Genomic DNA, 23,039 nt, shown 5'->3' with positions numbered 1-23,039 from the left:
GTTCACTTTGTCGCGTCATTAGCGACTTTTTCATCTTAACATTCTCACAGGAGCCTGTCAACATTTTTTTAAATCTTTTTTCTTTCGACGCCGTTGTCTCTTGGCGACATAGAATAATATAACATCGATAAATCACAGTGTCAACACTTTTTAAAAAGTTTTTTCAAAAAAGATGAAAACTCTTTTCTAAAAAAGAATACACATGTGTTTGGACATATAAATATTAAGTCATAATACTTTAATACAAACAAGCTGAATACACTTAAAAAAAGTATAATGAAAAGATTCTAACAGTAGCGAATTGTTCAATATCATCTATCCGATTTGAGAGAGGTGTAATTAATGAATGGATTCGTATTGTTTTCAAAGCAACATATATTTACATTATTAATCATTCTCCTCCTTCTTATCTGTTTGTTTTACTTCAGAAATTTAATAAACAATAAGAAAAAAGTAGATATATTCATCCGCACTCTATTAATCGGATCTATGCTTACAGTTGAATTTCTATTATATGGATGGCTTATTAAAACGAAACAGTGGGATTGGGGCGATTCATTACCTCTACAACTATGCGGTATAAGTATGTATCTATGCTGTTATACACTCATTACAAAAAATTATAAAGTTTATGAGATCATTTATTTTTGGGGATTAGCTGGGGCGATCCAAGCTGTACTTACTCCAGATATTAAATATAGTTTTCCTCATTTTAAATATATACAATTTTTCACTACTCACGGAGGAATTATTATTTCTATTTGTTATATGACATTTATCTTTGGATATACTCCAACTCTCCGTTCATTATTAAAGTCCTTCCTCTATTTAATTTTATTGGCTATACCTATTTACTTACTGGATTACGTCATAAAAGGAAACTACTTATTTTTAGGAGTTAAACCTGCTGGAGCAAACTTGTTAGACTTTTTTGGACCATGGCCATATTACTTAATTGTATTAGGCTTAATTCTTATCCCCTATTTTTTGATTTTATATCTCCCAATTCATTTTTCTAACAAAAAGCATCAGATAAACCAAGTACCATCCGATCATACGATTAATTAATGTGAGAATGTCCTGTATTTAGCTTAAATTCAAAATTCATCAATTTCATTAAATAAGTTCGAATTGTTTTCCATGATAGCACTAACATTTCCTATCTCATTTATGCTATATTTACAATGAATGGGGTGGACAAAGTGGCAAAAAAGAAAAGTAGTAAAATTAATAATATAAGAACGTTTGCACTTTCATTATTATTTATTGGCTTCATTATTATGTATGGTGGTGTATTTTTCAGAGAGCATAAGATTGTCATGACGATCTTTATGCTTGTGGGATTTTTAGCCATTATTGGTAGTACAGTTGTTTATTTTTGGATCGGAATGCTGTCTACAAAAACAATTCAAGTCATCTGTCCGAATTGTAACAAAACGACTAAAATGCTTGGTAAAGTTGACATCTGTATGTATTGTAATGAGCCACTTACATTAGATCCTTCATTAGAAGGAAAAGAATTTAATGAAAAATATAATAGCAAACGAGATGCTAAACAATAGCATAATAAATAAAGCACATTACAATTATGTAATGTGCTTTATTATGATAATGTTTTTTCTTTACATTTAGGACAAATACCGTATACTTCCATTCTATGATTAGTTACTTCAAATCCCGTTTCCTTTTCAACATAAAGATTGATTCCTTCTAATCCGTCGTAATGAAAGTCATTCATTTCACCACATTTTTCACAAATAATATGATAATGATCAGTTGTTATATAATCAAAACGACTAGAAGAATCACCGAAGTTTAATTCTTTAACCATTCCTACTTCACGTAATACTCTGAGATTATTGTAAACTGTTGCCACACTCATATTTGGAAATTTTCCCTCAAGTGCTTTATAGATTTCATCAGCAGTTGGATGTGTTCCACTTCCTATTAAATATTCTATAATTGCATGCCTCTGAGGTGTAATACGTACGCCGCTATTCTTTAAATGTAAAATTGCATCTTGAATATTTTCCTTATGCAACGCCGCTCTCCCCGTTTCTATAAAATAGTACCAAAATTAATTACTTATTATTAGTTTATTCAACTGCAAGAATATTTGTCAACTTTTTGAGAATTTCTTAAAAAAATTAACTAAGGCTTGTATTCCATATACTAAAACAAAAAAAATGTGCGAGAATTCTCTCGCACTTCAATATGCTATCATCTGAGGAGGTATGCCCTATACTCCAATATATTCTCTAAAGCAATATAGGTATAGACGAAAAGCTCGATTATTTTAGATAAAACGATTCTTTCTCAAAAAAACTAACATAAATCAAGTTAATTGCCCCAAATAGTTTGTACAATTTTAAGAACGACTAATGACATTATAGACATCTTCAACATGATTCTTTACTCTAACCTTTTGCCATACATTTTCGATACAACCTTCTTCATCAATTAAAAATGTTGTACGTTCTATTCCCATATATTCCTTACCAAAATTATTCTTTAACTTCCATACATCATATAACTTTGCTACTTCAGTTGTTTCGTCCGAAAGTAATAAAAATGGTAATTGATGTTTTTCTATAAATTTTTCATGTCTTTTTATAGGATCAGGACTTATTCCTAAAATGACAGTTCCACTATTCATAAACCTTTCATATGAATCTCTAAAGTCACAAGCTTCCGTAGTACAACCTGGTGTCATATCCTTTGGGTAAAAATAAAGAACTACTTTCTTGCCTCTAAAGTCTGATAAAGTTACATCTTCTCCATTACTTGCTGGTAAAGTAAATTCCGGTGCTTTGATTCCAATTTCAACAGTCATAATAATCTCCTTAATCATAAATATTAACGTTCATCTTTAAATACTTGTAAAACAAAAGCCGCTGGCATCGTATAACCGATGAGCGCTTCAACCATAGCTACCCATCTTCCGATCCCTACTGGTACAATATCCCCATAGCCTACAGACAAAAGGGTGATTGCGCTAAAATATAAGCATAACCCCATTATATGGTAATTAGTCCCTTCAATAGGAATAGTATGCTCAATTAAAATTGGATGTGGCCCGCGCTCCAGTATAAAATACACTGCGCTAAAGCCGATAAGTACCGTTCCATATATTAAAAATAAAAGAATGTAATTATTAATTGAAATAAGACTTTTATTAACTTTGGTAGTTGAAGTATTCCATAAATACACTAGACTATACAAAATTGCAAAGATCGCAATAAAAAAGAAAAAAGCAGTTCCCATTCCAATCACCTCATTTCAATTTATGAAACAAGCTATTGAAATAGAATACTGCTTAGTTACCCGCACCTTTATATTTTTTTACACCTTGGTTCCAAATTAAAACAGAAATAACAAAAACAACTAATCCCATAACAGGCGTTAAAAATGAATAGACATACCATTCACTTCTACGTAGAAAATAAGCAGCCGGATAAACACCAACAAACGCAAATGGTAAAATCCATGTTAATACAAAGCGAATAATTGGATGATAAATATTGATCGGATAACGACCATAGTTTCCTATATTATACATTAAAGGCATAATAGACGTTCTTGCATCTGACCAAAAACCGATACTTGCTAAAGCAATAAAGATTCCGGCATAAACAAACATCCCACCAAAAGCCATTAATAAAAATAAAAATGGATCATACCAAGTGATTGAAAGTCCTAATTTAAACCCTGCATAGATCATAATAATCAATCCAGTAATAGCACCTAGTAACGATTCTAACTCCATTTTCTCTAATACTACTTGAAAAAGACTATGAATTGGTCGGGTTAAAATACGATCAAACTCTCCCTTTACAATGTAACGATCATTAAAATCCCATATATTAAAAAATGAACCAAAAAGAGCAAACGGAACTAAAAAGAAACCATAAATGAATACAATTTCGTCTCTGTTCCATCCTTCAATAAGCGAAGTATGATTGAAAACTAGTAATATAAAAATTAAATTTACCGCCTGAGCCATCAAATCTGATAAAAATGACAAAAAGAAGTTTGCTCTATATTGTAATTTCGTTTTTAAATATTGACCTGAATATTGAAGAAATATATTTAAATAAAACATTCTTTAACCCCCTTGTATAACAAGATGCTTTTTAGCTTTATACCATATAAGAGTAATAGGGATACATAAAATAATGATCCAAATTACTTGAAATAAAAGGCCTCTTAAAATCAATTCACCTTTTATGCCTTGAGCAAAAATCATACTAGGAATATAGCTGATTCCTTGGAATGGTAAGTACTTCATTACATCTTGTGCCCAAACCGGAAAGAACGTGATCGGAATCGTTAAACCTGAAAATAAATCAATGATGACACGTTTAGCTTGAATAAATCCCATATTGTTTTGAAGGAAGAATGCCATTAAACCTGTTAATAAATTCAATTGTGTATTAATTGCAAAACTGAAAATCGAAGCAATCAAAAATAATCCTAAAGTTTTTAAATTAAATGAAACATCTAATCGAAAAATTAAAGCAACTATAATAAAGCCTGGAATTGAGAAGAAAAAGAATCTGAATATCCCCTCGCCTAATCCTTGCATCACTTTAGTAAGTAAATAGTTATAAGGTCTAATAAGTTCTATTGCTACTTTACCTTCTACAATTTCTTCAGCAATTTCACGGTCAAGATTATTAAAATAAAACGCCCTTGCCATCCAAGCAATCGCTACATAAGTAGTCATCTGGTTAACTGAAACACCTTGAATTGATCCTTGGTGACCGTAGATTGCTTTCCATAAAAAGAAATAAGCACCTATATTAATTGTATAAATAACAATTCCGGTGTAATAATTAGTACGATACGCTAACATCATTAAAAAACGGATTCGAATGATTTCAATATACTTACTCATTACTAATACCTTCTTGGTAGATGTTTCGTATAATTTCTTCTGTAGAAATCTCTAACATCTTCATATCTTTAACAGGATTTGACTGAACTACTTTTGCAATAATCATAGAAATAAGTGTTTCATCATTCGGTAATGTAACACTCCAAATATTTTCGCCTTCTTCTTCCTTCCATTTTACATCTGTTCGTCCGATCAATTCATTTAATGTAGTATGATTTACTGGTTTAATAAACTGGAATTGAATTTCTTTCTCTTCGCCCCATTGACCTTTTAACTGTTCAAGTTTTCCATCATAAATGATTTTTCCTTCATCTAACATAACTACTCGATCACATAATGCCTCAATATCAGAAATATCATGGGTTGTTAAAAGAATTGTTGTGCCATATTTTTGGTTTAACTCTTTTAAAAACTCGCGAATTTTTAATTTTACTAATACATCTAGTCCAATTGTTGGCTCATCTAAAAATAATAAGGGTGGATTATGAATTAAAGCAGCTGCTAATTCACATCTCATTCTTTGACCTAAAGATAACTTTCTTACAGGTTGATCTAATAAAGGCTCAATATCCAAAGTCTTAATAATATATCCCATATGTTCTTCGTATTGCTTATCTGGTACTTGATAAACCTTTTTTAGTAATCGAAATGATTCTTGTACTGCAATATCCCACCATAATTGAGATCTTTGCCCAAATACGACACCTATTGATTTAACAAACCGCTCTCGATCTTTTTGAGGGTGATAACCATTAACTGTTACATCTCCAGAAGTAGGCGTTAGTATTCCCGTCAACATTTTAATTGTAGTCGACTTCCCTGCACCATTCTCCCCGATATAAGCCATCATTTCACCTTTTTTCACAGAAAAGCTTATATTATTAACGGCTGTTTTTGTTCTATAGTTTCTTGTAAACAAATCTCTAAATGCACCTTTTACACCAGAGCGACTCAAGAAAGTTTTAAATTCTTTGTGTAAGTTTTGAACTTCGATTATGTTTTCCATAAGACTTCCTCCATTTTTTATTCCGTCGCTTAGTGTATTTGAAATAAGAACTAAGTACAATAAAAAAGTACTAAAAAGTAGTTTCCAATTTTTTTCGTACTATTTTTGTGAAAAATATCGATTCTACAAAATGTTCAAATTTCTTTTCAAATTGTAAAGGCTTACATTTACCACGCGCTAAAATTTCGTGCTAGAATGTAATTTAACCACATAAATAATGTAAAGATGCCGGTTAAATTCTTTCATTTTTTTATCAATAATGGGAGGTACTCCATGAATAATCAAAAATCAATTGAAATACATAATGAAGCTTTAGAACACATCGTTGGAGGAGTAAACAGTCCTTCAAGATCGTTTAAAGCAGTTGGTGGCGGAGCTCCTGTCACAATGAAGCGTGCAAAAGGCGCATATTTTTGGGATGTTGATGGCAATCAATATATAGATTATTTAGCAGCATACGGTCCTATTATTACTGGCCACGCTCACCCTCATATCACAGCTGCAATCACAAAAGCAGCAGAAAATGGTGTCCTTTACGGTACTCCTCATGAACTTGAAGTACAATTTGCCAAAATGCTAAAAGAAGCGATTCCTAGTATGGATAAAGTCAGATTTACAAATTCAGGTACTGAGTCCGTAATGACAACTATTCGTGTAGCGAGAGCATACACTGGTCGCACTAAAATCGTTAAATTTGCTGGATGCTATCACGGTCATTCAGATTTAGTACTAGTTGCTGCAGGTTCTGGACCATCTACTCTTGGTACTCCTGATTCCGCTGGTGTACCACAAAGCATAGCTAATGAAGTGATTACAGTTCCATTTAATGACATTGAGGCATATGCAGAAACAATGGAAAAGTGGGGTCATGAAGTAGCTGGTGTTCTTGTTGAGCCAATCGTCGGTAACTTCGGAATCGTTGAACCAAAAGAAGGATTTTTAGAAGCTGTAAATGACATTACGCACAACCATGGTGCATTAGTCATTTATGATGAAGTGATTACTGCCTTCAGATTTATGTATGGTGGAGCACAAAATTTATTAGGAATTGAACCAGACTTAACAGCTCTTGGCAAGATTATAGGCGGTGGATTACCGATTGGAGCTTATGGTGGTAAAAAAGAAATTATGGAAACAGTTGCCCCACTTGGTCCTGCATATCAAGCTGGTACGATGGCAGGTAATCCAGCATCAATTGCAGCTGGAATTGCATGTCTTGAAGTATTACAACAAGAAGGTGTCTATGAAGAATTAGATCGTCTAGGTGCAATTCTTGAAAAAGGTATTCAGGAAAAAGCAGATGAGCACAACATCCATATAAAAATCAACCGCTTAAAAGGTGCCTTAACTGTCTATTTCAACGTTGACGAAGTAACGAATTATGAAGAAGCAAAAGAATCAGATGGAGAAGTTTTCGGTAGATTTTTTAAACTTCTTTTAGAAGAAGGTATTAATCTAGCGCCATCGAAATACGAAGCTTGGTTCTTAACTACAGCTCATACTGAACAAGATGTTCATCAAACTATTAACGCTGTTGGAAACGCGTTCCTAAAATTATCTACGATTAAACTATGATATATCTGAGGTCACTACAACTTGAAGTGACCTCTATTCATACATAGTTAATTCTGAATAATCAATTTTTTTACCATAAATTAGGAGGTAGTTAAATGAAATTTCAAACGAAAACAGAATGGTCACCAGGTTTATTTAGAGATTATTACAATAACGAACATGATGCATGTGGGATCGTAGCCTTTATCAATCGTTCAATAACTCAAACAAGAGATACGATCGATATTGCTGCCGAAAGTTTACGAAAGATGAATCATCGAGCGGGATTTACAAACGGTGAAGGTGATGGTGTCGGAATTCAGACTGACATACCTACTCTGCTTTGGCAAGAAAAACTTACATCTGTAGGAATTAGTCCTGAAGTTGTTTCACACCCTTCATTTACAGTAGGACATTTCTTCTTAGATGAAAAATCAGAAATACAAACTTTGCTTCAAATTTTTGAGGAAAATGGTTATGAAACTTTATATCATAGTTGTAATCAAACCTTTACTTCAGCACTTGGTCCGATCGCTCAAGCAGTAGAACCTGAGTTCTTACAAGTAGCTTTACTCCCAATTACAAATCACCAAAGCACAACCCTATTTGATTTAACAAATATTATTAGCAAAAAAACAAATGTAACTGTTGTCTCTCTTAGTCAATCAACTTGTGTTTATAAAGTAATGGGAACAATCGATACTTTATTGTCATACTATTCAGATTTACAGCACCCTAATTTCCAATCATCTGTTGTGGTAGGTCATAATCGATACTCAACAAACACATCTTCTTCGTTTTCAAGAGTTCAACCATTTAGCATGCTAGCTCATAATGGAGAAATTAATACAATCGAACAATTAAGAATTGAAGCAAAACAAATTGGCGCAAATATTAAGCATGGAAATAGTGATTCACAAGATGTAAATATAACACTTGAGACGCTTATTCATAAATATAACTACTCATTAAAAGAAGCAATGGAACTGTTATTCCCACCTGTACCTGCAGAATATGAATCAGATCCAGAAGTAAACACCATTTACAATACGATTCGAAGTACATTTGGACCATATTGTCAAGGTCCAGCAGGTGTACTTACAAGAGAAGGAAATGAATTTGTTGCTAGTGTGGACGCTTTAGGTTTACGTCCTGTTTGGTTACTTGAAACAAATGATTATTATGTATTTTCATCCGAGCAAGGCATCCTTTCTCCAGAATTATTTATAGCCGAGCCACATGCTCTTTCACCTGGAGAAAAAGTCGGTATTAATTTACTAAAAGACCGTGCTCAACTATTAACACACCGTGAATTAACGCATTTCGTTACAACGAAATTAAACGAAAAATTAACAATGAATCTAGCAAATAAAGAAGCTAATTCAGCTGATTACGTGGAACACTCACCTCCTTCAATTCATCCGTTTGAATATGGAGCTTTTGGATGGCAAAAGGAACAAATCCAGTTAGTTGAACAAATGGCCGAAAAAGGTGCAGAACCTATTCGTTCATTAGGGCATGACGCACCACTAGCATGTTTAGATGAAACTAGAAAAAATCTTTCTGACTTTATGAAAGAAACAGTCGCAGTAGTAACGAACCCTGCGATCGATCGCGATCGTGAAACAGAGCATTTCTCTATTTCTGTCATATTAGGAAAAAGGCCATCCATTTCAAAGAATGATTCAGGAATTGTTTTTCAACTCCCTTCTCCGATATTAGGTGATGGTTTTGTAGGAAATACGCTAAAAGCTAATCGTCAACAACTTACGTATGAAGAAATTCTAAATCTATATCAATTGGAAAATAAACTTTATACAATTCAAAGTACATTTTCTAATTTACCTTTAGAAGAAACATTGTCCCAATATAAATACGAAGCAGTAGAAGCTGTAAAAAATGGTGCAGAATGTATTGTTATTACAGATGATGAAGCTCATAAAAATAATCAATACTGGATTGATCCGGCCCTTATTACAGCAATAATCCATAATGGACTTGTGAATGCTAAATTAAGAAGAAACTGTTCGATTGTCTTAAAGACAGCTGCTGTCCGTAATCTTCACGATTTAATGGTAATGAAAGGTTTAGGAGCAGATGCAATTAATCCTCATTTCCTTTTTGGAACTATTTCAGAATTGGAAGCTCCTGAAAAAATAGTAAAACTTTATGATGTTTTAAATAAAGGAATCGAAAAAGTAATATCAACAATAGGTATGCATGAGCTACGAGGCTATGCAAAAATGTTCAGTAGCATTGGATTACAAGAAGATATCGCTTCGTCTTTAGGAATTATAAACTTCTTCGGAGATCAAACAGTTTCAGGTTTCAAATTATTAGAGGCTGATTCGAAAAAACGTTTTGAAGATTACAACGCAAATAACGCAGCTATGCCAAAATCTTTCCATGTATTCCCTCGAATTTGGAAAGCTATTGGAGAAACGGCACAAACAGGTAGTTATGAAACATACCGTCAAAAATTAAATCAAATTGAAGAAGAGCGACCAACTACAGTACGTCATGCGCTTTCTCTAGTTGAGAGTAGAAAACCAGTTGATTCAAGTCAAGTTTCATTAGAAATAGGCACTCACTCACTACCATTTATTATCAGTTCTATGTCATTCGGATCTCAAAATGAAGTTGCTTTTAGAGCATATGCTGAAGGTGCAAATCGACTGAATATGATTAGCTTAAATGGTGAAGGTGGAGAAATCCAAGATATGATTGGAAAATATCCAAACACTCGTGGACAGCAAATTGCTTCAGGGCGATTCGGAGTTAATGCTAACTTACTTCACTCTTCTAACTTAATTGAGATTAAAATTGGTCAAGGTGCAAAACCTGGTGAAGGTGGCCATTTACCAGCTTCAAAGGTTACACAAAAAATTGCGGAAACGAGAAATGCAACACTTGGTTCTGATTTAATATCACCTTCAAATAATCATGATATTTATTCAATTGAAGATTTAGCTCAAATGATTAGTGAAATTAAAGCTGTTAATCCAAAAGCAAAAGTTGCTGTAAAAGTCCCTGTTGTTCCTAATATCGGCACAATAGCTGTTGGTATTGCAAAAGCGGGTGCAAACTTTATCAATATTAGCGGTTTTGATGGAGGAACTGGTGCTGCCCGTGTTCATGCAATTCAAAATGTAGGTTTACCAGTTGAAATTGGTGTTCGTGCAGCCCACAATGCACTACTAGAATCTGGTTTACGTAATTCTGTTGAGATTTGGGCAGATGGCGGAATGAAAAGCGTAAATGATGTAGTAAAAATGATGATTTTAGGTGCAAACCGAATCGGATTTGGAACTTTATCAATGATTGCAATCGGTTGTACAACATGTCGTGGTTGTCATTTAGATACATGCCACGTTGGTATTGCAACACAAATCGAGTCAGAAATTGAAGCAATGCGTCACGGTTTAAGAAAATTCACACCTAGACAACTAGAAACAGCAGTAACAAATTTAGTACAATTCTTCACTGCATTCAAAGATGAATTGCAAGTGATTGTTGGTTCATTAGGAGTAAAAAATGCTCAAGAGCTTGTTGGTAAAACTGAATTCTTAAAACAAACAAGATTTTTAGATACGCTAAGTTTAACTAATTTATTATCTACTAATAAAATTGAGGATAAAGAATATGTACTTTCGAATGGAGAATCTGCTAAAGTACTTCAAAGTAATGACGTTGGGGTTTATGCAAAGGTTGACAATGAATATCGCCATGCTGGCAGTTTATTAATCCATGACCTAGTAGTAAAAAAACAAACGCAAGGTGTAGCTTCCCCTGTCGAGATTAGCTTCGAGGATCAATCCATTCCTGGAAATGGATTAGGAACCTATACAGTAGAAGATTATTCTATATTCGTTCAAGGCGGAGCTCAAGATGGTGTTGCGAAAACTGCTTTTGGTGGAACGATATTTATTAGTAAAGCTGTAGGAGCTAACGGACAATTCTTTGGTGGTTCGGTCGGAAAATGCTTTGCATATGGAGCACAAAAAGGACAATTCTTTATCCAAGGTAACGCTGACTCGCGAGCAGGCATTCGTTTATCAGGAGCAGATGTTGTAATTGGTGGCCGTAACCATTCTAGTCAATCTATTTCACAGAAAACTCGCCTTGGTGCAAAAGCAAATATAAACGGTTTTGCTTTTGAATATATGACTGGTGGTCGTGCAGTTGTTTTAGGAGATCCAGGTCCATGGATGTGTGCGGGCATGACTGGCGGAGTAATCTACGTTCGAAACTCATCTGAATTAGGCCTTACTAAGGAAGCTTACCAAAATCGAATCGCAAAAGGTGCAAGTGTAAGCATTGTACCAGTCGATGAAACTGGTAAAAACGATCTAAATGAATTGTTAGAGAAATATATATCACTTTTAACTCAGCATAATCAGCATGACGAAGCTGAATTCGTTCAAAGTTTATTAGACGACATTGAACAAAACTTCTTACAAATTAAACCTAAAAAAGAACAAGCGGATCCATCAGTTTCAACTGAATGATTTTATAAAAAAGAAGCGAAATATTTTCGCTTCTTTTTTCATCGTTTTGAAATATAAAATGGGTAATAGGAAAAAAGGACAAGAATTGAACATTTATTTATTGATGAAATTATCATTTTTTATGATCTATTAATTGGTTTTATATGTTATCTGTTAGAGCAATTTATGATTTCAATAACACTAGAAGTGGTCTTTTTCATAAGTTAAAAATTATGATCTAACTTTTAGAAAAACAAATTCTACTGATTAGATTAATTAATGGTTGATATTAATTGACCTACAAACTGATTTGATATACAACAATAGGTTACGCTAAGTAAAGGCTATTTGATTAGGATTTATTGCAGACTATTTTGATGAATAAGTTGATTGGAACGAANNTACGAAAATTTGGTATTTTATTGACAAGGTTATTTTTCATAGCTCTACCACCTTTTTAATAGTAAAACCCTTTCATTTTTAAGTTCGAAATCTTTTAATTTAACTAATAATTTAATCTTTTTTCTCATTCATATATTTAACATAATTTATTAAAAAATTGTATTGATAATGCGTGTAGTTCATTGTATAGTTACAGGATGTTACATGAGAAAAAGTAAAAGTTACTTTTAACTGAAGTAATTTTGAAAAACACTCGATGTAATAAATAGTAGATTAGTAGTAATATAGTTAAACGTTCATATTTCATTACAAGCATTAAGCTAGACAAACAAAAAGGAGTAATACAATGAGATTAGGAGCGCGTGTTCTAAAAACTGGTATAGCTATTACGCTCGCCATTTATAGCGCGATGTTTTTTGATTTATCAACAGCTTCGATTGCAGGTATCTCTGCTATTTCGGCATTAAAATCATCAGTAAACCAATCATATAAGTCGTTAATTGAACAACTTCAAGCTAACTTGATTGGTGCGATACTGGCAATTATTGCAGTGATTACTCTAGGGAATAATCCAGTCATTATAGGATTTACATGTATTCTCGTGATTATCATTACATTAAAACTAAAACTCGAAAATACAATTGCTACAACTTTAGTTACTGTTGTCGTTATTATGGAGGTAAGTACAAGTACCGAACACTTTGCCATTTTTACTTTCGATCGTATTTTGGCAGTAACAATTGGTGTTTTAGCTGCATCATTTGTAAATATTTTCTTAATGCCTCCAAATTATGAAAAAAAATTATCTCGTGGCATGATTTCGATCACTGAACAAACAAATAAATTAATGATGATGGCTCTACACAAAACTGTTAGCCATAATGGATTAAAAGATGAAATTTATCAATTAAAAGAAATCATGAGAAATGTTACGAAAATATATCGCTTATACAAAGAAGACCGAATCATTCTTGTTGGTCGTAAGAAAAAAGAGCATGAAAAATCTCGTAAAATCGTATTGTTTAGACAAATGCTTGTCACAGCCGATAACGCATTTGATACGTTAAAAGCTTTAAACCGATTAGAATATGAAATTAATGCATCTCCGAAAGAGTTCCAAGATTTAATTAAAAATGAACTAACATGCTTAATGCAATACCATGAGCATGCATTAATGAAATTAATTGGGAAAGTAAACTGTGATCAAACCTCCCCACTTCATAGAGAAGAAAATATTTTAAAAGATAAATTAACAAAGGCATTCTTGGACCACCATGATCTTAATGACGAAGAGAAACAAAAAACATGGTTGCATTTATTCCAAGTAGTATCTGCCATTTTAGAATATAGTGAAAATGTTGAGCATTTAAATACACTCGTTGATAGCCATCAAACTTATCACAAAGAATACCAAGTTCAAGTTGAACAGGTTGAAACAATGTAAAGCCTCCAATTGTGGAGGCTTTTTATTTTGGGTTTGAATCAAAGTAAGTGGGGTATCTCAACGGGGTCCTATATTTGATGTTGATTTTTTCAATCCTTGCCATGATAAATTGCCGATTTTTATCCATTTTCAGATCAAATGGACGGAATTTAGAGTGATATTGCTCGTTTCCTGCAGAGAGTATCTATTTTCGGGCGATTATTCTGTGGGAATACGATAACCGGTATAGGTAATTTATAATCGTATTTGCGATTCTTGAAACTTTAATTGCAGTTCTGCCAATTTTATTTGCTATTTCCGCATTTTAATTGCTGTTCGTTGTTTAATTTACACTTTAACTTCAATTATTCACATATTCACAGTTTGCGATCTTCTCACACTAATTTGCAGTACAGATTTAATTCGTCAATACACTTCTTCTTACAAAATGTATTTACACAGCTTCAAATAAAAAAAAGCACAAAGAATTTCTTTGTGCTAACTAATCTTCTATACCGAACTCGAGCTAGTTTCTAAATTTTGAATTTCAAACAAATGATAGTAAGCTTCTTTTTTAGCCATTAATTCCTCATGAGAACCAATTTCGACAATATGACCTTGATCAATATAAACGATTTTATCCACATGTGTAATGGTAGATAATCTATGTGCAATAAATATTGTTGTACGGTTCTTTGCTAGTTCTTGAATTGCGTCTTGGATATACCTTTCATTTTCTAAATCAAGAGCTGAAGTAGCTTCATCAAATATTAGAATGGAAGGATTTCTTAAAAATACACGGGCAATAGCTACACGTTGTTTTTGACCACCAGAAAGCTTTACTCCTCTTTCCCCAACAAGCGTGTCATATCCATCTGGTAAACTCATGATAAAATCATGTGCATTGGCTGCTTTGGCAGCTGCAATAATTTCTTCTTCACTAGCACTCGGATTCCCATAATGAATATTCGATTTTACAGTATCACTAAATAGAAAATTGTCTTGTAAAACGATACCGATTTTTTCACGCATACTTTTTAAATCAAAATCCCTTATGTCGACACCATCAATTTTAATAGACCCTTTTGTTACGTCATAAAAACGTGGTATTAAACTAACTAACGAAGATTTTCCTCCACCACTCGATCCAACCAATGCAATCTTTTGACCAGGTTCAATTTGAAAAGTTACATCTTGAATGACCTCATCATCAACGGCATTATATTGAAAAGATACGTGATTAAAGTGTATTTGACCATCTAACTTCTTTGCATAAATTGGATTTTCCCTATTAACGATGTCATACTTTTCATCCATTAATTCAAAGACACGGTCCATCGATGCAAATGATTGTGTTAATGCTGTTGAAGAATTCGCTAATCTTCTAAGTGGATCATATAAACGATCAATATATCCAATGAACGCTACCATCTCACCAAGTGTTAAGTGACCATGAATAACTTGATATGCAGAAAATCCGATAATTAATAATGGTCCAATATCAGTTAATGTATTTATAATTGTAAACGTACTCGCATTCCAGCCTGTATGTTTAAGAGCACGATCTAAAAACTCACCATTTTTTTCTTTAAATAGTCCGCTTTCATAATCTTCTAATGCAAAACTACGTGTTACTTGCATTCCCTGAATTCTTTCTGTTAAGAATCCTTGTAAAACAGCTAAAGCTTGAGATCTTTGACGAGTCAAAAATCGAAGTCGACCGAAAAAGTACTTTACTGCTAATGTATAAAATGGCAGCACGATTAATGATACAAGCGTTAACTTTACATCCATTGTTAACATGATGGTTACTGTAATTAAGATTGTAATTAAGTCTAACCAAACATTCATTAACCCAGTAATAACAAAGTCTTTAGTCGATTCAACATCATTTATTACTCGTGAAATGACTTCACCTGTCTTTGCATTAGCATAATATCTTAAGCTGAGTTTTTGTAAATGTTTAAATAAATGATCTCTAATGTCAAATAAAATTCGACTACCGATATATTGAGCATAATACTGTCTGAAATACTCAATAGGTGGTCTTACAATAACAAAAATTCCAAATGCAATTAACATAATGTAAATAAGATGTGAACTTTTAGTTGCAATTGGTAATGATGAATTAATGATATTATCAACTACATATTTTAATAAAAACGGTAATATTAATGGGATTCCAAATTTAACGATACCGACAGCAATCGTTATAAAAATATGAAATCGATATGGTTTAACAAATTTTAAATAACGTTTAATACTTCCCATATTTTCATCCTTTCATATCATTCAAAAAGAAACTGTTGAGCAATCTCTTTGAGATGATTAATTCTCAAAAAGACTTAGTCCGCTCAACAGTTTCGATTAATCACGATACATTAAGAATCGTTCATACCAATTATCAATAAAATCGGTAGCAAACGGCCCTTTTCGTTGATGAATTAATTCCTTTAAATAACCTAAGTTCTTTTTTAAGATTGGGTCAATAATAGGAGGATAATTCATTATTTGTCGATGATTCTCATATTCATCTTCATCTAACAGCACGTAAGTCATGTCTGGAAAAACTTTAATATCTAGATCATAGTCAATATACTTAATGGCACCATCTTCATAGACAAATGGTGAGCTAATATTACAGTAATAGTAAACTCCATCTTCTCTAATCATTCCAATGACATTAAACCAATAATCCATATCAAAGTAACAAATTGCTGGCTCTCGTGTAACCCATGTTCTACCGTCCGATTCAGTTACAAGCGTGCGATCATTTGCGCCAATTACTAACTGCTGCGTCCCTTTTAAAATGGTTGTCTCTTCCCATATACGATGAATATGTCCATTATGTTTGTAACTATGTATCTGTATTTTTTCTCCTGGTTTGGGAACGTTCATTGTTTCTCCCTTCTTTCTAGTGTGGACGCATTTCAACACTTTATTTATACTTTACACTTCTATTATAACTAGTTCTTATCCATTTTTAAACAAAAGGGAGGTTAATTTGGTAAAATGACCCATTGTTTTTTTATTTTAATGCAATTTTCCTCTCATCTGAGAAAGATTTAATTATTTGCTGTGTTTGTATTAGAAAGGTGTCTTGGATAGCTTTTAATTCAGATCTCATTATATGTATTTCATCTTGGATAGAAGACAATTTTGACAAATCCTCTAATTCAAATAGTTGGTTTTCAATTTCTTGACATCGTTCAATTTCTTCTTGAATCTTTATTAACTGATCCATTGTTTCAAGCTGACGACTTACCAATTCATCGAATACTTGCATACCATTCACCATCCTTATTTCATTATTACACTATTTCTTGAAAACTAACATAATCCCTTTGACTACATTTGACGATATTTGACTATTGAGAAGAAATTAATAATTCTATGTAGATTTTAAATGTTGGGCATAAATACACGAAGGTAAAAGAGCACCCTTAATATAAGGGTGCTCTTTTTGAACGTTCTTTATAACAACTAGACTGCATGATCTCTCATCAGACAGGAAGATGAATATAGAAAGTAAATTACTTTACTCACTAACCCTCATCAACAGCGCACTTCTAGTAAGTTTCTTTTAGGTAATTATTGTTGGTTTTGTTGACCAAAGTTGCTAGAAGAAGATCTTTGTGCAGATTTTGCATTTGCTTCTCTTACAGCTTGAACATCAGTTTCACTTGCAAACTCTTGTCCAAAACTTTGGTTTTGTTGTCCAAAGTTTTTAGATGCAGCTTTTTGAGTAGATTGTGCATTAGCTCCTCTAACTGCTTGAACATCAGTTTCACTTGAAAACTCTTGTCCAAAACTTTGGTTTTGTTGTTTTACTTTGCCAATGTTAGTTCCAGATGCTGTTTTTCCAGCATTGAATTGATTGTTGTTGTTCATGATTTATCACCTCCACGAATAATATGATGTCCATTAATCGGAGTAATATGTAAAAAACTTTACTTTATTTTTTTGTTTAATGAACTGTTCGAGTGGAAAACTATGAGAAGAAATTTAAAGGAGGCTTATTATGTACGTTGGCAGAGATCTTTCAGAATTATCTATGACTCCAAAAACTCATTGGAAAGATAGTGAATTGGAATACTATCATCATTCGTTTCAGCAAATTACTGGTTATTTAAACATCGAAGGTAGCACAATGCAAAAAGAAATCATAAAAGAAATTGAATCACGTGGTGGTCTTCATAGAAATGAAGCAGACTGGACTAGTGGTACTCGCCCTACTTTTGACTAAAATCACTCTTAAACCACAAGAACCCCAACTCTTTGTTGGGGTTCTTTGTTTCATTACTGAAGCTTTTCGATTTGCTGATAAATTTTTTGATGAACTACCGGAAACGGGAGCTCTTTACACTCATCTAATGTTACCCATTTTTGATTACTTGTTAATTTACCCTCATTAATTGCATCTCCAACATATACTTCCATTTTCCATACAAGATGTGAAAAAACATGCTCAATATTAAATTGATAAGATAATCCTTCAACTACTAATTGAGATTCTTGATTTAAGAAAAAGCTAAGTGTATCACTTTTAGATAACATCGTTGATTGCAATTCAGCAGTTGGAAACTCCCACATATTAGCAAGTAATCCACTAGAAGGTCTTTGTTGAATTAAATATTGATTTTTTCTATTCTTAATGACACCAACTGCTAAATTAATTGGTTTTGGTGCCTTCTTTTTACTTTTTATAGGTAAATCAGTCACAACTCCAGTTTCAAAAGCTAAACATTGTTCTCTCACAGGACATAATAAACATGCAGGATTTGTTGGTGTACAAATTAATGCACCAAGCTCCATTAAACCTTGATTAAAAGAAGACGGATCTTCATGACTAATTAAAGCTCTTACAGCTTGTTCAAAAACTTTCCGATTTTTCGGTACACCAATGTCTTCCCAAATTGTTAATATTCTAGATAATACCCTCATTACATTCCCATCAACGGCTGGCTCTGGTTTACCGTATGCAATACTAAGGATCGCTCCAGCAGTATAAGGTCCTACACCTTTTAATTTACTTATTAATTCTGGCGTATTTGGCACTTTACCTGAATACTCTTCATGGACTTCTCGGACAGCCGATTGTAAATTTCTAGCTCTAGAATAATAACCAAGTCCTTCCCATGCTTTTAGTACTTTTTCTTCCTCGGCATTCGCCAAGTCAGCAATAGTAGGGAAATTTTGCATAAACTTATTATAAAAAGGGATTACTGTATCTACACGTGTTTGCTGAAGCATTATTTCTGAAACCCATACTCGATATGGGTCTTTATTCTTTCTCCAAGGTAAATCTCTTTGTTCTGCTAAAAACCAATTAACTAAATTATTTTTAAAGTCATTTTTGGGGAAAACTTCTAATGTCGTATTTAAATCATTATTCATAACTTATACCTTTCTGTAACATCTATATGTTTTTGTTAATAGTCAATACTATAAAATTTAAAAGGGTAAGTAAAGGGAGGAACTACATGGATACTGGTACTCATCTTGTAATGGGATTTACACTTGGCGGATTAGCAACCCTGAGTCCAATTGTCCTACATGACCCACATTTGACAAACTCACTCTTATTAACAACAATCATCGGGTCACAATTACCAGACAGTGACACGATATTAAAATTAAGAAATAACGCAAAATATTTAAAACATCATCGTGGAATTACGCATTCAATTCCAGCAGTTATTTTATGGACATTATCACTTTCTGCGCTTATGACATTATTTAATAATAGAGAACACTTTGGACTCTATTTATTTTGGTCTTTCCTAGCAGTAAGTGTACACGTATTTGTTGATTTATTTAATGCTTATGGAACCCAAGCACTAAGGCCTTTTTCAAAACGCTGGATTGCTTTTGGTATCATAAATACTTTCGATCCAATTATTTTTGCAATCCATTTAGTTGGAGTTCCATTTGTTATTTTTCATTTTAGAGCCGGTCCGATCTGTGTCATGCTCTATTTCATTATGATTTTTTACTATGCGTTTAGATATCGACAAAAACAAATCGTGATTCAAACAGTCACAAAAAAATTGCCGGATGTAAAACGTGTCTATGTTTCACCTTCTATAAAATACACTCATTATCATATTGTAGCAAGTACAGATTCTCATCATTACGTTGGTAAAATAAAGAAAAGAATCTTTAAAATCCACGACGTATTTAAAAGGATCCCGTTACCAGTAATTGAAGACGTAAAAGCAGCCTTTAAGGATGAAAACGTTAAATCATTCCTAGCATTTTCACCAGTTTATATTTGGGAATTGATTGGACATGACGACCATAAAGAATTAAGACTAATCGATTTAAGGTACAGGACCGAAACATATTACCCATTTGTTGCAGTAGTCAAATTTGACTACGAACATAATATTATTAGTTCATTCACTGGCTGGATCTTTAGTGAGAAAAAATTACAGAAAAAACTAAAAGCGGAATCATGAAAAACAAAAAAATAACCCTTAGCAATTTTTTGCTAAGGGTTATTTTTTTAATGAAGAAGATTATCTTTCTCTTTCGTTTCTATAATTTCTAATCCTGGTGGCTTTGCAATTTTTATATCTGTTTCATGCAAATATTTTCCATATTGGAATATAAATTGTTGAACAACCTTTTTAGACATTTTTTCTCCATGATATTCTCCAGCTTTAGCATAAGTTGCTTCAAAATCTTCCCATAGCCATTCAACCCAAATTTTTGCTTGTGAGTATGTTAAATGACTATTTTCTTTTAGTAAAAGCTCAGTTAATTGCTCTAAATATTTCTCCATATAATTACACCTTCCAATTTTTAAACATTTATTATCATCATATCTAAATTCAAAATGGTCATCATATTGATGATGGTTCGTTTCATCAATTCGTTTTAATCACTAGGAGGGTTTTTAAGATGACAACAAAAAGTGAACGTTTTTCAAAACAAAAGCACGATATGGCTATTGATGGTAATATAGATTACAAATCACAAAATGCTTCTATCCGTCCAAATGGGAGCATTAATACAAATCCGCAAGATCGTATGGCAAAAAGTAATCGTGATGAATAGAAAATTTAACCAGGGTTTTTACATCCCTGGTTTCTTTAATAATGCGATTGGGATTCCTATTTCTTCCTCACTAGTACTTTTATGACCCCAAGCAAAAATACCATTCATATATGTGATCATAAATAATACACCTGGTTCTTCAATTAATTCATATTGCTCGCCAGGAATAAATTGACTTGCGTCTAATAAATATGATTGAGCCATCGTTTTTTTACGTAGTATTACTTCAAGTTCATTGATCATATCCATTTGTTCAGCTTTTCTAGCTTGATGATTCAAATTGCTGATTTCTTGAACTAATTCATCTTTTGTTAAGTCACTATATCGTTTTGGAATTTCCATTTTAAGTCTCCTCTAAATCATTTAGATATTTTTATTATATCAAGCTAATAACAGACAACCAATTTTTTAGTATTCTTCCTCTTCTAAAATTAAAATTGCTTTTTCAATTAAATCAATTGGGAAACCTTTTCGAAATAATGCTGTTTTCATTTTTTGAGTATATTCCCAGCCACTTAACTTATCATATTTCTTTTTCGCTTTTCTAGCATGTATTAAAAGAGTTTGTAATTCATCATCTTCTTCACTTTCATATTGTGTTTCTTCAATTGCAATCGAAGTGATGTTTGCAGAATATCCTTTTCTTCTCAGTAGTTCTTCAAGCTTTGCCTTTTTTTGATTTGTTGAGTACTTTGAAAGTGCAGAAACCTTTTTTTGACAGAGTGAAATAGCATGTTGAATTTGTTTATCTTTTGAAAATAAAATTAAGCTTTTCTCTATTACAGAATTTTGAATTCCTTTTGCTAGTAGTTCATTCTTAATGATTGTTGGTCCTTTTAAAGTCGTATTTATAGACGTGCGGACATAGCTTTCAGCGTATTTTTCTTCATTAATATACCCTTCTTCTACAAGTCGGATAATTGTAGTTTGGATTGTATCAATTAAGAATTCTTGCTTTGTTAAATATTGTTCTATTTCTTTTTTTGTTCTCATCATTCTAGATAAATAAACAATACTAGATAGATATGCCTTTCTAAGTTGATCGGCATTTAATATCTCTTCTAGTTCAAATGGCTCAAACGATTGACCTTTTTTTATGTTAAATTTAACAAGAGTATCAGCGTCTACACTAAACGAATACTCTTCACCATTACCACTATCCGTGTAAATATTAAATCGTTCTTTATTTAATTTTTGAACTTGTATTTTCGTAATTATAGACATAATTTACCTCAAAAGAAATTTTGTTTTTATGTACACATAAAAATAATAATATCATATTATGTATTAAGGAGATGCGTGGATGAAGATTCTTCTTACAGGCGGTACAGGGTTTATTGGATCTCAATTAATAAATGAATTTATTCGACATGAATTTCAATGTTATATTGTCACAAGAAATATAAGAACATCATCTAATCCATTTATTACTTATATTAATTGGGATCAATTAACCTCGAATTCTTTTGGGGAATCCATTGATGTAGTCATTAACTTAGCCGGTGAATCAATAAACAGCGGTAGGTGGACTAAACAATTAAAAGACAAAATTTTACAAAGTCGTATAAAATCTACAAATATTCTAATTACATGGTTTGAAAGACAAGCCCATCGTCCAAACCTTTTTATTAATGCTAGCGCAATAGGGTTTTATGGAACCTCGGGATCTATAACTTTTAATGAACATGACAAGCCTATTTCAAATGATTTTTTAGCATCAACTGTAAGAGAATGGGAAACTGTTGCCAGAAAAGCTGAAGATTTGGGAATTCGGACTATTCTCGCTAGATTTGGTCTTGTTTTAGGGTTAAATGGTGGAGCACTTCCAAAAATGATTTTGCCTTATAAATTGTTTATGGGTGGTCCAATCGGAAAAGGTACCCAGTGGATATCTTGGATTCATGAGAAGGATGTTGTTGGACTAATCCTTCATTCGATAAAAAATACCGAAATTAGAGGACCAATCAATTTAGTGTCACCAAATCCAGTAACAATGAACGAGTTTAGCAGAGCTCTTTCAGCAGCTTTACATCGACCAAATAAATTGAAAGTTCCAAATTTTGCCCTTCAATTATTACTAGGTGAAATGAGTATGCTAGTTTTAGAAGGTCAAAAAGTTATTCCTTCAAAAGCCATTCAAACTAATTATAACTTTCAATTCCCATCTTTAAAAGAAGCTTTACTGTTAACTTTAAATTAGTATTTGAA

23 protein-coding genes are annotated in these 23,039 nt (G+C 32.6%); 9 read left to right on the top strand and 14 right to left on the bottom strand.

The features are described from left to right. Positions 1–342: 342 nt before the first annotated feature. Together COE53_RS20305 and COE53_RS20300 are read left to right on the top strand one after the other, a co-directional pair. Positions 343–1,068: a YwaF family protein gene (locus COE53_RS20305; protein ID WP_069035233.1), complete on the top strand. Its 726-nt coding sequence runs from the start codon at positions 343–345 to the stop codon at positions 1,066–1,068. 134 nt (positions 1,069–1,202) lie between these two features. Continuing rightward, the gene (locus COE53_RS20300; protein WP_091023209.1) at positions 1,203–1,562 is read left to right on the top strand and encodes a YgzB family protein; all 360 of its coding nucleotides are present in this window, start codon (positions 1,203–1,205) and stop codon (positions 1,560–1,562) included. Between the two features lie 41 nt (positions 1,563–1,603). Here the strand turns inward: COE53_RS20300 and COE53_RS20295 are convergent, their stop codons facing one another. The 6 genes from COE53_RS20295 to COE53_RS20270 form a co-directional block, all read right to left on the bottom strand. Continuing rightward, a complete protein-coding gene (locus COE53_RS20295; protein WP_025672070.1) occupies positions 1,604–2,041 on the bottom strand; it encodes a Fur family transcriptional regulator in 438 nt (145 codons plus the stop codon). Positions 2,042–2,368: 327 nt separating this feature from the next. Continuing rightward, positions 2,369–2,833, bottom strand: a complete 465-nt coding sequence (gene bcp, locus COE53_RS20290) for a thioredoxin-dependent thiol peroxidase (protein WP_091023207.1) — start codon at positions 2,831–2,833, stop codon at positions 2,369–2,371. 23 nt (positions 2,834–2,856) lie between these two features. Beyond that, positions 2,857–3,264 carry a potassium channel family protein gene (locus COE53_RS20285; protein WP_069035235.1) on the bottom strand — a complete coding sequence of 136 codons (408 nt, stop codon included), beginning with the start codon at positions 3,262–3,264 and terminating at the stop codon, positions 2,857–2,859. 52 nt (positions 3,265–3,316) lie between these two features. After that, entirely contained in the window at positions 3,317–4,102 is a 786-nt protein-coding gene (locus COE53_RS20280; protein ID WP_069035236.1) for an ABC transporter permease, read from the bottom strand. Between the two features lie 3 nt (positions 4,103–4,105). Beyond that, positions 4,106–4,897, bottom strand: a complete 792-nt coding sequence (locus COE53_RS20275) for an ABC transporter permease (RefSeq protein ID WP_056468360.1) — start codon at positions 4,895–4,897, stop codon at positions 4,106–4,108. Further along, complete coding sequence (locus COE53_RS20270) at positions 4,890–5,903, bottom strand: ABC transporter ATP-binding protein (RefSeq protein WP_069035237.1); 1,014 nt, start codon at positions 5,901–5,903, stop codon at positions 4,890–4,892. The genes COE53_RS20275 and COE53_RS20270 overlap by 8 nt, the downstream gene beginning before the upstream one ends. A gap of 273 nt (positions 5,904–6,176) precedes the next feature. On the opposite strand from COE53_RS20270, the gene COE53_RS20265 reads away from it, so the two are divergent. The 3 genes from COE53_RS20265 to COE53_RS20255 all read left to right on the top strand — a co-directional run bounded on the left by COE53_RS20265 (position 6,177) and on the right by COE53_RS20255 (position 13,790). Next, entirely contained in the window at positions 6,177–7,478 is a 1,302-nt protein-coding gene (locus tag COE53_RS20265; protein ID WP_091023205.1) for a glutamate-1-semialdehyde 2,1-aminomutase, read from the top strand. Between the two features lie 95 nt (positions 7,479–7,573). After that, positions 7,574–11,965, top strand: a complete 4,392-nt coding sequence (locus COE53_RS20260; RefSeq protein ID WP_069035239.1) for a glutamate synthase-related protein — start codon at positions 7,574–7,576, stop codon at positions 11,963–11,965. Positions 11,966–12,692: 727 nt separating this feature from the next. Continuing rightward, complete coding sequence (locus COE53_RS20255) at positions 12,693–13,790, top strand: FUSC family protein (protein WP_025671835.1); 1,098 nt, start codon at positions 12,693–12,695, stop codon at positions 13,788–13,790. 489 nt (positions 13,791–14,279) lie between these two features. On the opposite strand, the gene COE53_RS20250 is transcribed toward COE53_RS20255, so the two are convergent. From COE53_RS20250 to COE53_RS20235, 4 genes are all read right to left on the bottom strand, one after another. After that, positions 14,280–16,040: an ABC transporter ATP-binding protein gene (locus COE53_RS20250; RefSeq protein ID WP_098948637.1), complete on the bottom strand. Its 1,761-nt coding sequence runs from the start codon at positions 16,038–16,040 to the stop codon at positions 14,280–14,282. 96 nt (positions 16,041–16,136) lie between these two features. Further along, positions 16,137–16,667, bottom strand: a complete 531-nt coding sequence (gene ntdP / locus COE53_RS20245) for a nucleoside tri-diphosphate phosphatase (RefSeq protein WP_025671837.1) — start codon at positions 16,665–16,667, stop codon at positions 16,137–16,139. Between the two features lie 130 nt (positions 16,668–16,797). Next, positions 16,798–17,055, bottom strand: coding sequence for a YgaB family protein (locus tag COE53_RS20240; protein WP_025671838.1), 258 nt, complete (start codon positions 17,053–17,055; stop codon positions 16,798–16,800). Positions 17,056–17,360: 305 nt separating this feature from the next. Then, a complete protein-coding gene (locus tag COE53_RS20235; protein ID WP_069035242.1) occupies positions 17,361–17,660 on the bottom strand; it encodes a gamma-type small acid-soluble spore protein in 300 nt (99 codons plus the stop codon). A 130-nt stretch (positions 17,661–17,790) separates the two neighbouring features. On the opposite strand from COE53_RS20235, the gene COE53_RS20230 reads away from it, so the two are divergent. After that, positions 17,791–18,015 (top strand): cytosolic protein, encoded by a 225-nt coding sequence (locus COE53_RS20230; protein ID WP_069035243.1) that lies wholly within the window; start codon positions 17,791–17,793, stop codon positions 18,013–18,015. A gap of 53 nt (positions 18,016–18,068) precedes the next feature. Here the strand turns inward: COE53_RS20230 and mutY are convergent, their stop codons facing one another. Next, entirely contained in the window at positions 18,069–19,166 is a 1,098-nt protein-coding gene (mutY, locus tag COE53_RS20225) for an A/G-specific adenine glycosylase (RefSeq protein ID WP_098948636.1), read from the bottom strand. Between the two features lie 86 nt (positions 19,167–19,252). On the opposite strand from mutY, the gene COE53_RS20220 reads away from it, so the two are divergent. Further along, a complete protein-coding gene (locus COE53_RS20220; protein ID WP_098861267.1) occupies positions 19,253–20,230 on the top strand; it encodes a metal-dependent hydrolase in 978 nt (325 codons plus the stop codon). 47 nt (positions 20,231–20,277) lie between these two features. Here COE53_RS20220 and COE53_RS20215 read toward each other — a convergent pair whose 3' ends face one another. Continuing rightward, positions 20,278–20,556: a YfhJ family protein gene (locus COE53_RS20215; RefSeq protein ID WP_069035246.1), complete on the bottom strand. Its 279-nt coding sequence runs from the start codon at positions 20,554–20,556 to the stop codon at positions 20,278–20,280. A 119-nt stretch (positions 20,557–20,675) separates the two neighbouring features. Between COE53_RS20215 and sspK the strand changes: the two genes are divergently transcribed. After that, complete coding sequence (gene sspK / locus COE53_RS20210; RefSeq protein ID WP_082459389.1) at positions 20,676–20,831, top strand: small acid-soluble spore protein K; 156 nt, start codon at positions 20,676–20,678, stop codon at positions 20,829–20,831. Positions 20,832–20,849: 18 nt separating this feature from the next. Here sspK and COE53_RS20205 read toward each other — a convergent pair whose 3' ends face one another. Together COE53_RS20205 and recX are read right to left on the bottom strand one after the other, a co-directional pair. After that, entirely contained in the window at positions 20,850–21,173 is a 324-nt protein-coding gene (locus COE53_RS20205) for a YfhH family protein (RefSeq protein ID WP_069035247.1), read from the bottom strand. Positions 21,174–21,239: 66 nt separating this feature from the next. After that, entirely contained in the window at positions 21,240–22,055 is an 816-nt protein-coding gene (recX, locus tag COE53_RS20200; protein ID WP_098948635.1) for a recombination regulator RecX, read from the bottom strand. 79 nt (positions 22,056–22,134) lie between these two features. Between recX and COE53_RS20195 the strand changes: the two genes are divergently transcribed. Then, positions 22,135–23,031: a TIGR01777 family oxidoreductase gene (locus COE53_RS20195; protein WP_098948634.1), complete on the top strand. Its 897-nt coding sequence runs from the start codon at positions 22,135–22,137 to the stop codon at positions 23,029–23,031. Positions 23,032–23,039: the final 8 nt, after the last annotated feature.

It is taken from the genome of Bacillus sp. AFS029533 (genome assembly GCF_002585125.1).
GTDB lineage: Bacteria > Bacillota > Bacilli > Bacillales > Bacillaceae_G > Gottfriedia > Gottfriedia luciferensis_B.
The sequence above is the reverse complement of the archived record's forward strand: the minus strand, read 5'-3'. Positions and strand labels throughout refer to the sequence as shown.

Coding starts and splice junctions, on each gene's coding strand:
- COE53_RS20305 (WP_069035233.1), top strand. CDS start 343: ATGAATGGATTCGTATTGTTTTCAAAGCAACATATATTTACATTATTA.
- bcp (WP_091023207.1), bottom strand. CDS start 2,833: ATGACTGTTGAAATTGGAATCAAAGCACCGGAATTTACTTTACCAGCA.
- COE53_RS20285 (WP_069035235.1), bottom strand. CDS start 3,264: ATGGGAACTGCTTTTTTCTTTTTTATTGCGATCTTTGCAATTTTGTAT.
- COE53_RS20280 (WP_069035236.1), bottom strand. CDS start 4,102: ATGTTTTATTTAAATATATTTCTTCAATATTCAGGTCAATATTTAAAA.
- COE53_RS20275 (WP_056468360.1), bottom strand. CDS start 4,897: ATGAGTAAGTATATTGAAATCATTCGAATCCGTTTTTTAATGATGTTA.
- COE53_RS20270 (WP_069035237.1), bottom strand. CDS start 5,903: ATGGAAAACATAATCGAAGTTCAAAACTTACACAAAGAATTTAAAACT.
- COE53_RS20265 (WP_091023205.1), top strand. CDS start 6,177: ATGAATAATCAAAAATCAATTGAAATACATAATGAAGCTTTAGAACAC.
- COE53_RS20260 (WP_069035239.1), top strand. CDS start 7,574: ATGAAATTTCAAACGAAAACAGAATGGTCACCAGGTTTATTTAGAGAT.
- COE53_RS20255 (WP_025671835.1), top strand. CDS start 12,693: ATGAGATTAGGAGCGCGTGTTCTAAAAACTGGTATAGCTATTACGCTC.
- COE53_RS20250 (WP_098948637.1), bottom strand. CDS start 16,040: ATGGGAAGTATTAAACGTTATTTAAAATTTGTTAAACCATATCGATTT.
- ntdP (WP_025671837.1), bottom strand. CDS start 16,667: ATGAACGTTCCCAAACCAGGAGAAAAAATACAGATACATAGTTACAAA.
- COE53_RS20240 (WP_025671838.1), bottom strand. CDS start 17,055: ATGCAAGTATTCGATGAATTGGTAAGTCGTCAGCTTGAAACAATGGAT.
- COE53_RS20235 (WP_069035242.1), bottom strand. CDS start 17,660: ATGAACAACAACAATCAATTCAATGCTGGAAAAACAGCATCTGGAACT.
- COE53_RS20230 (WP_069035243.1), top strand. CDS start 17,791: ATGTACGTTGGCAGAGATCTTTCAGAATTATCTATGACTCCAAAAACT.
- mutY (WP_098948636.1), bottom strand. CDS start 19,166: ATGAATAATGATTTAAATACGACATTAGAAGTTTTCCCCAAAAATGAC.
- COE53_RS20220 (WP_098861267.1), top strand. CDS start 19,253: ATGGATACTGGTACTCATCTTGTAATGGGATTTACACTTGGCGGATTA.
- COE53_RS20215 (WP_069035246.1), bottom strand. CDS start 20,556: ATGGAGAAATATTTAGAGCAATTAACTGAGCTTTTACTAAAAGAAAAT.
- sspK (WP_082459389.1), top strand. CDS start 20,676: ATGACAACAAAAAGTGAACGTTTTTCAAAACAAAAGCACGATATGGCT.
- COE53_RS20205 (WP_069035247.1), bottom strand. CDS start 21,173: ATGGAAATTCCAAAACGATATAGTGACTTAACAAAAGATGAATTAGTT.
- recX (WP_098948635.1), bottom strand. CDS start 22,055: ATGTCTATAATTACGAAAATACAAGTTCAAAAATTAAATAAAGAACGA.
- COE53_RS20195 (WP_098948634.1), top strand. CDS start 22,135: ATGAAGATTCTTCTTACAGGCGGTACAGGGTTTATTGGATCTCAATTA.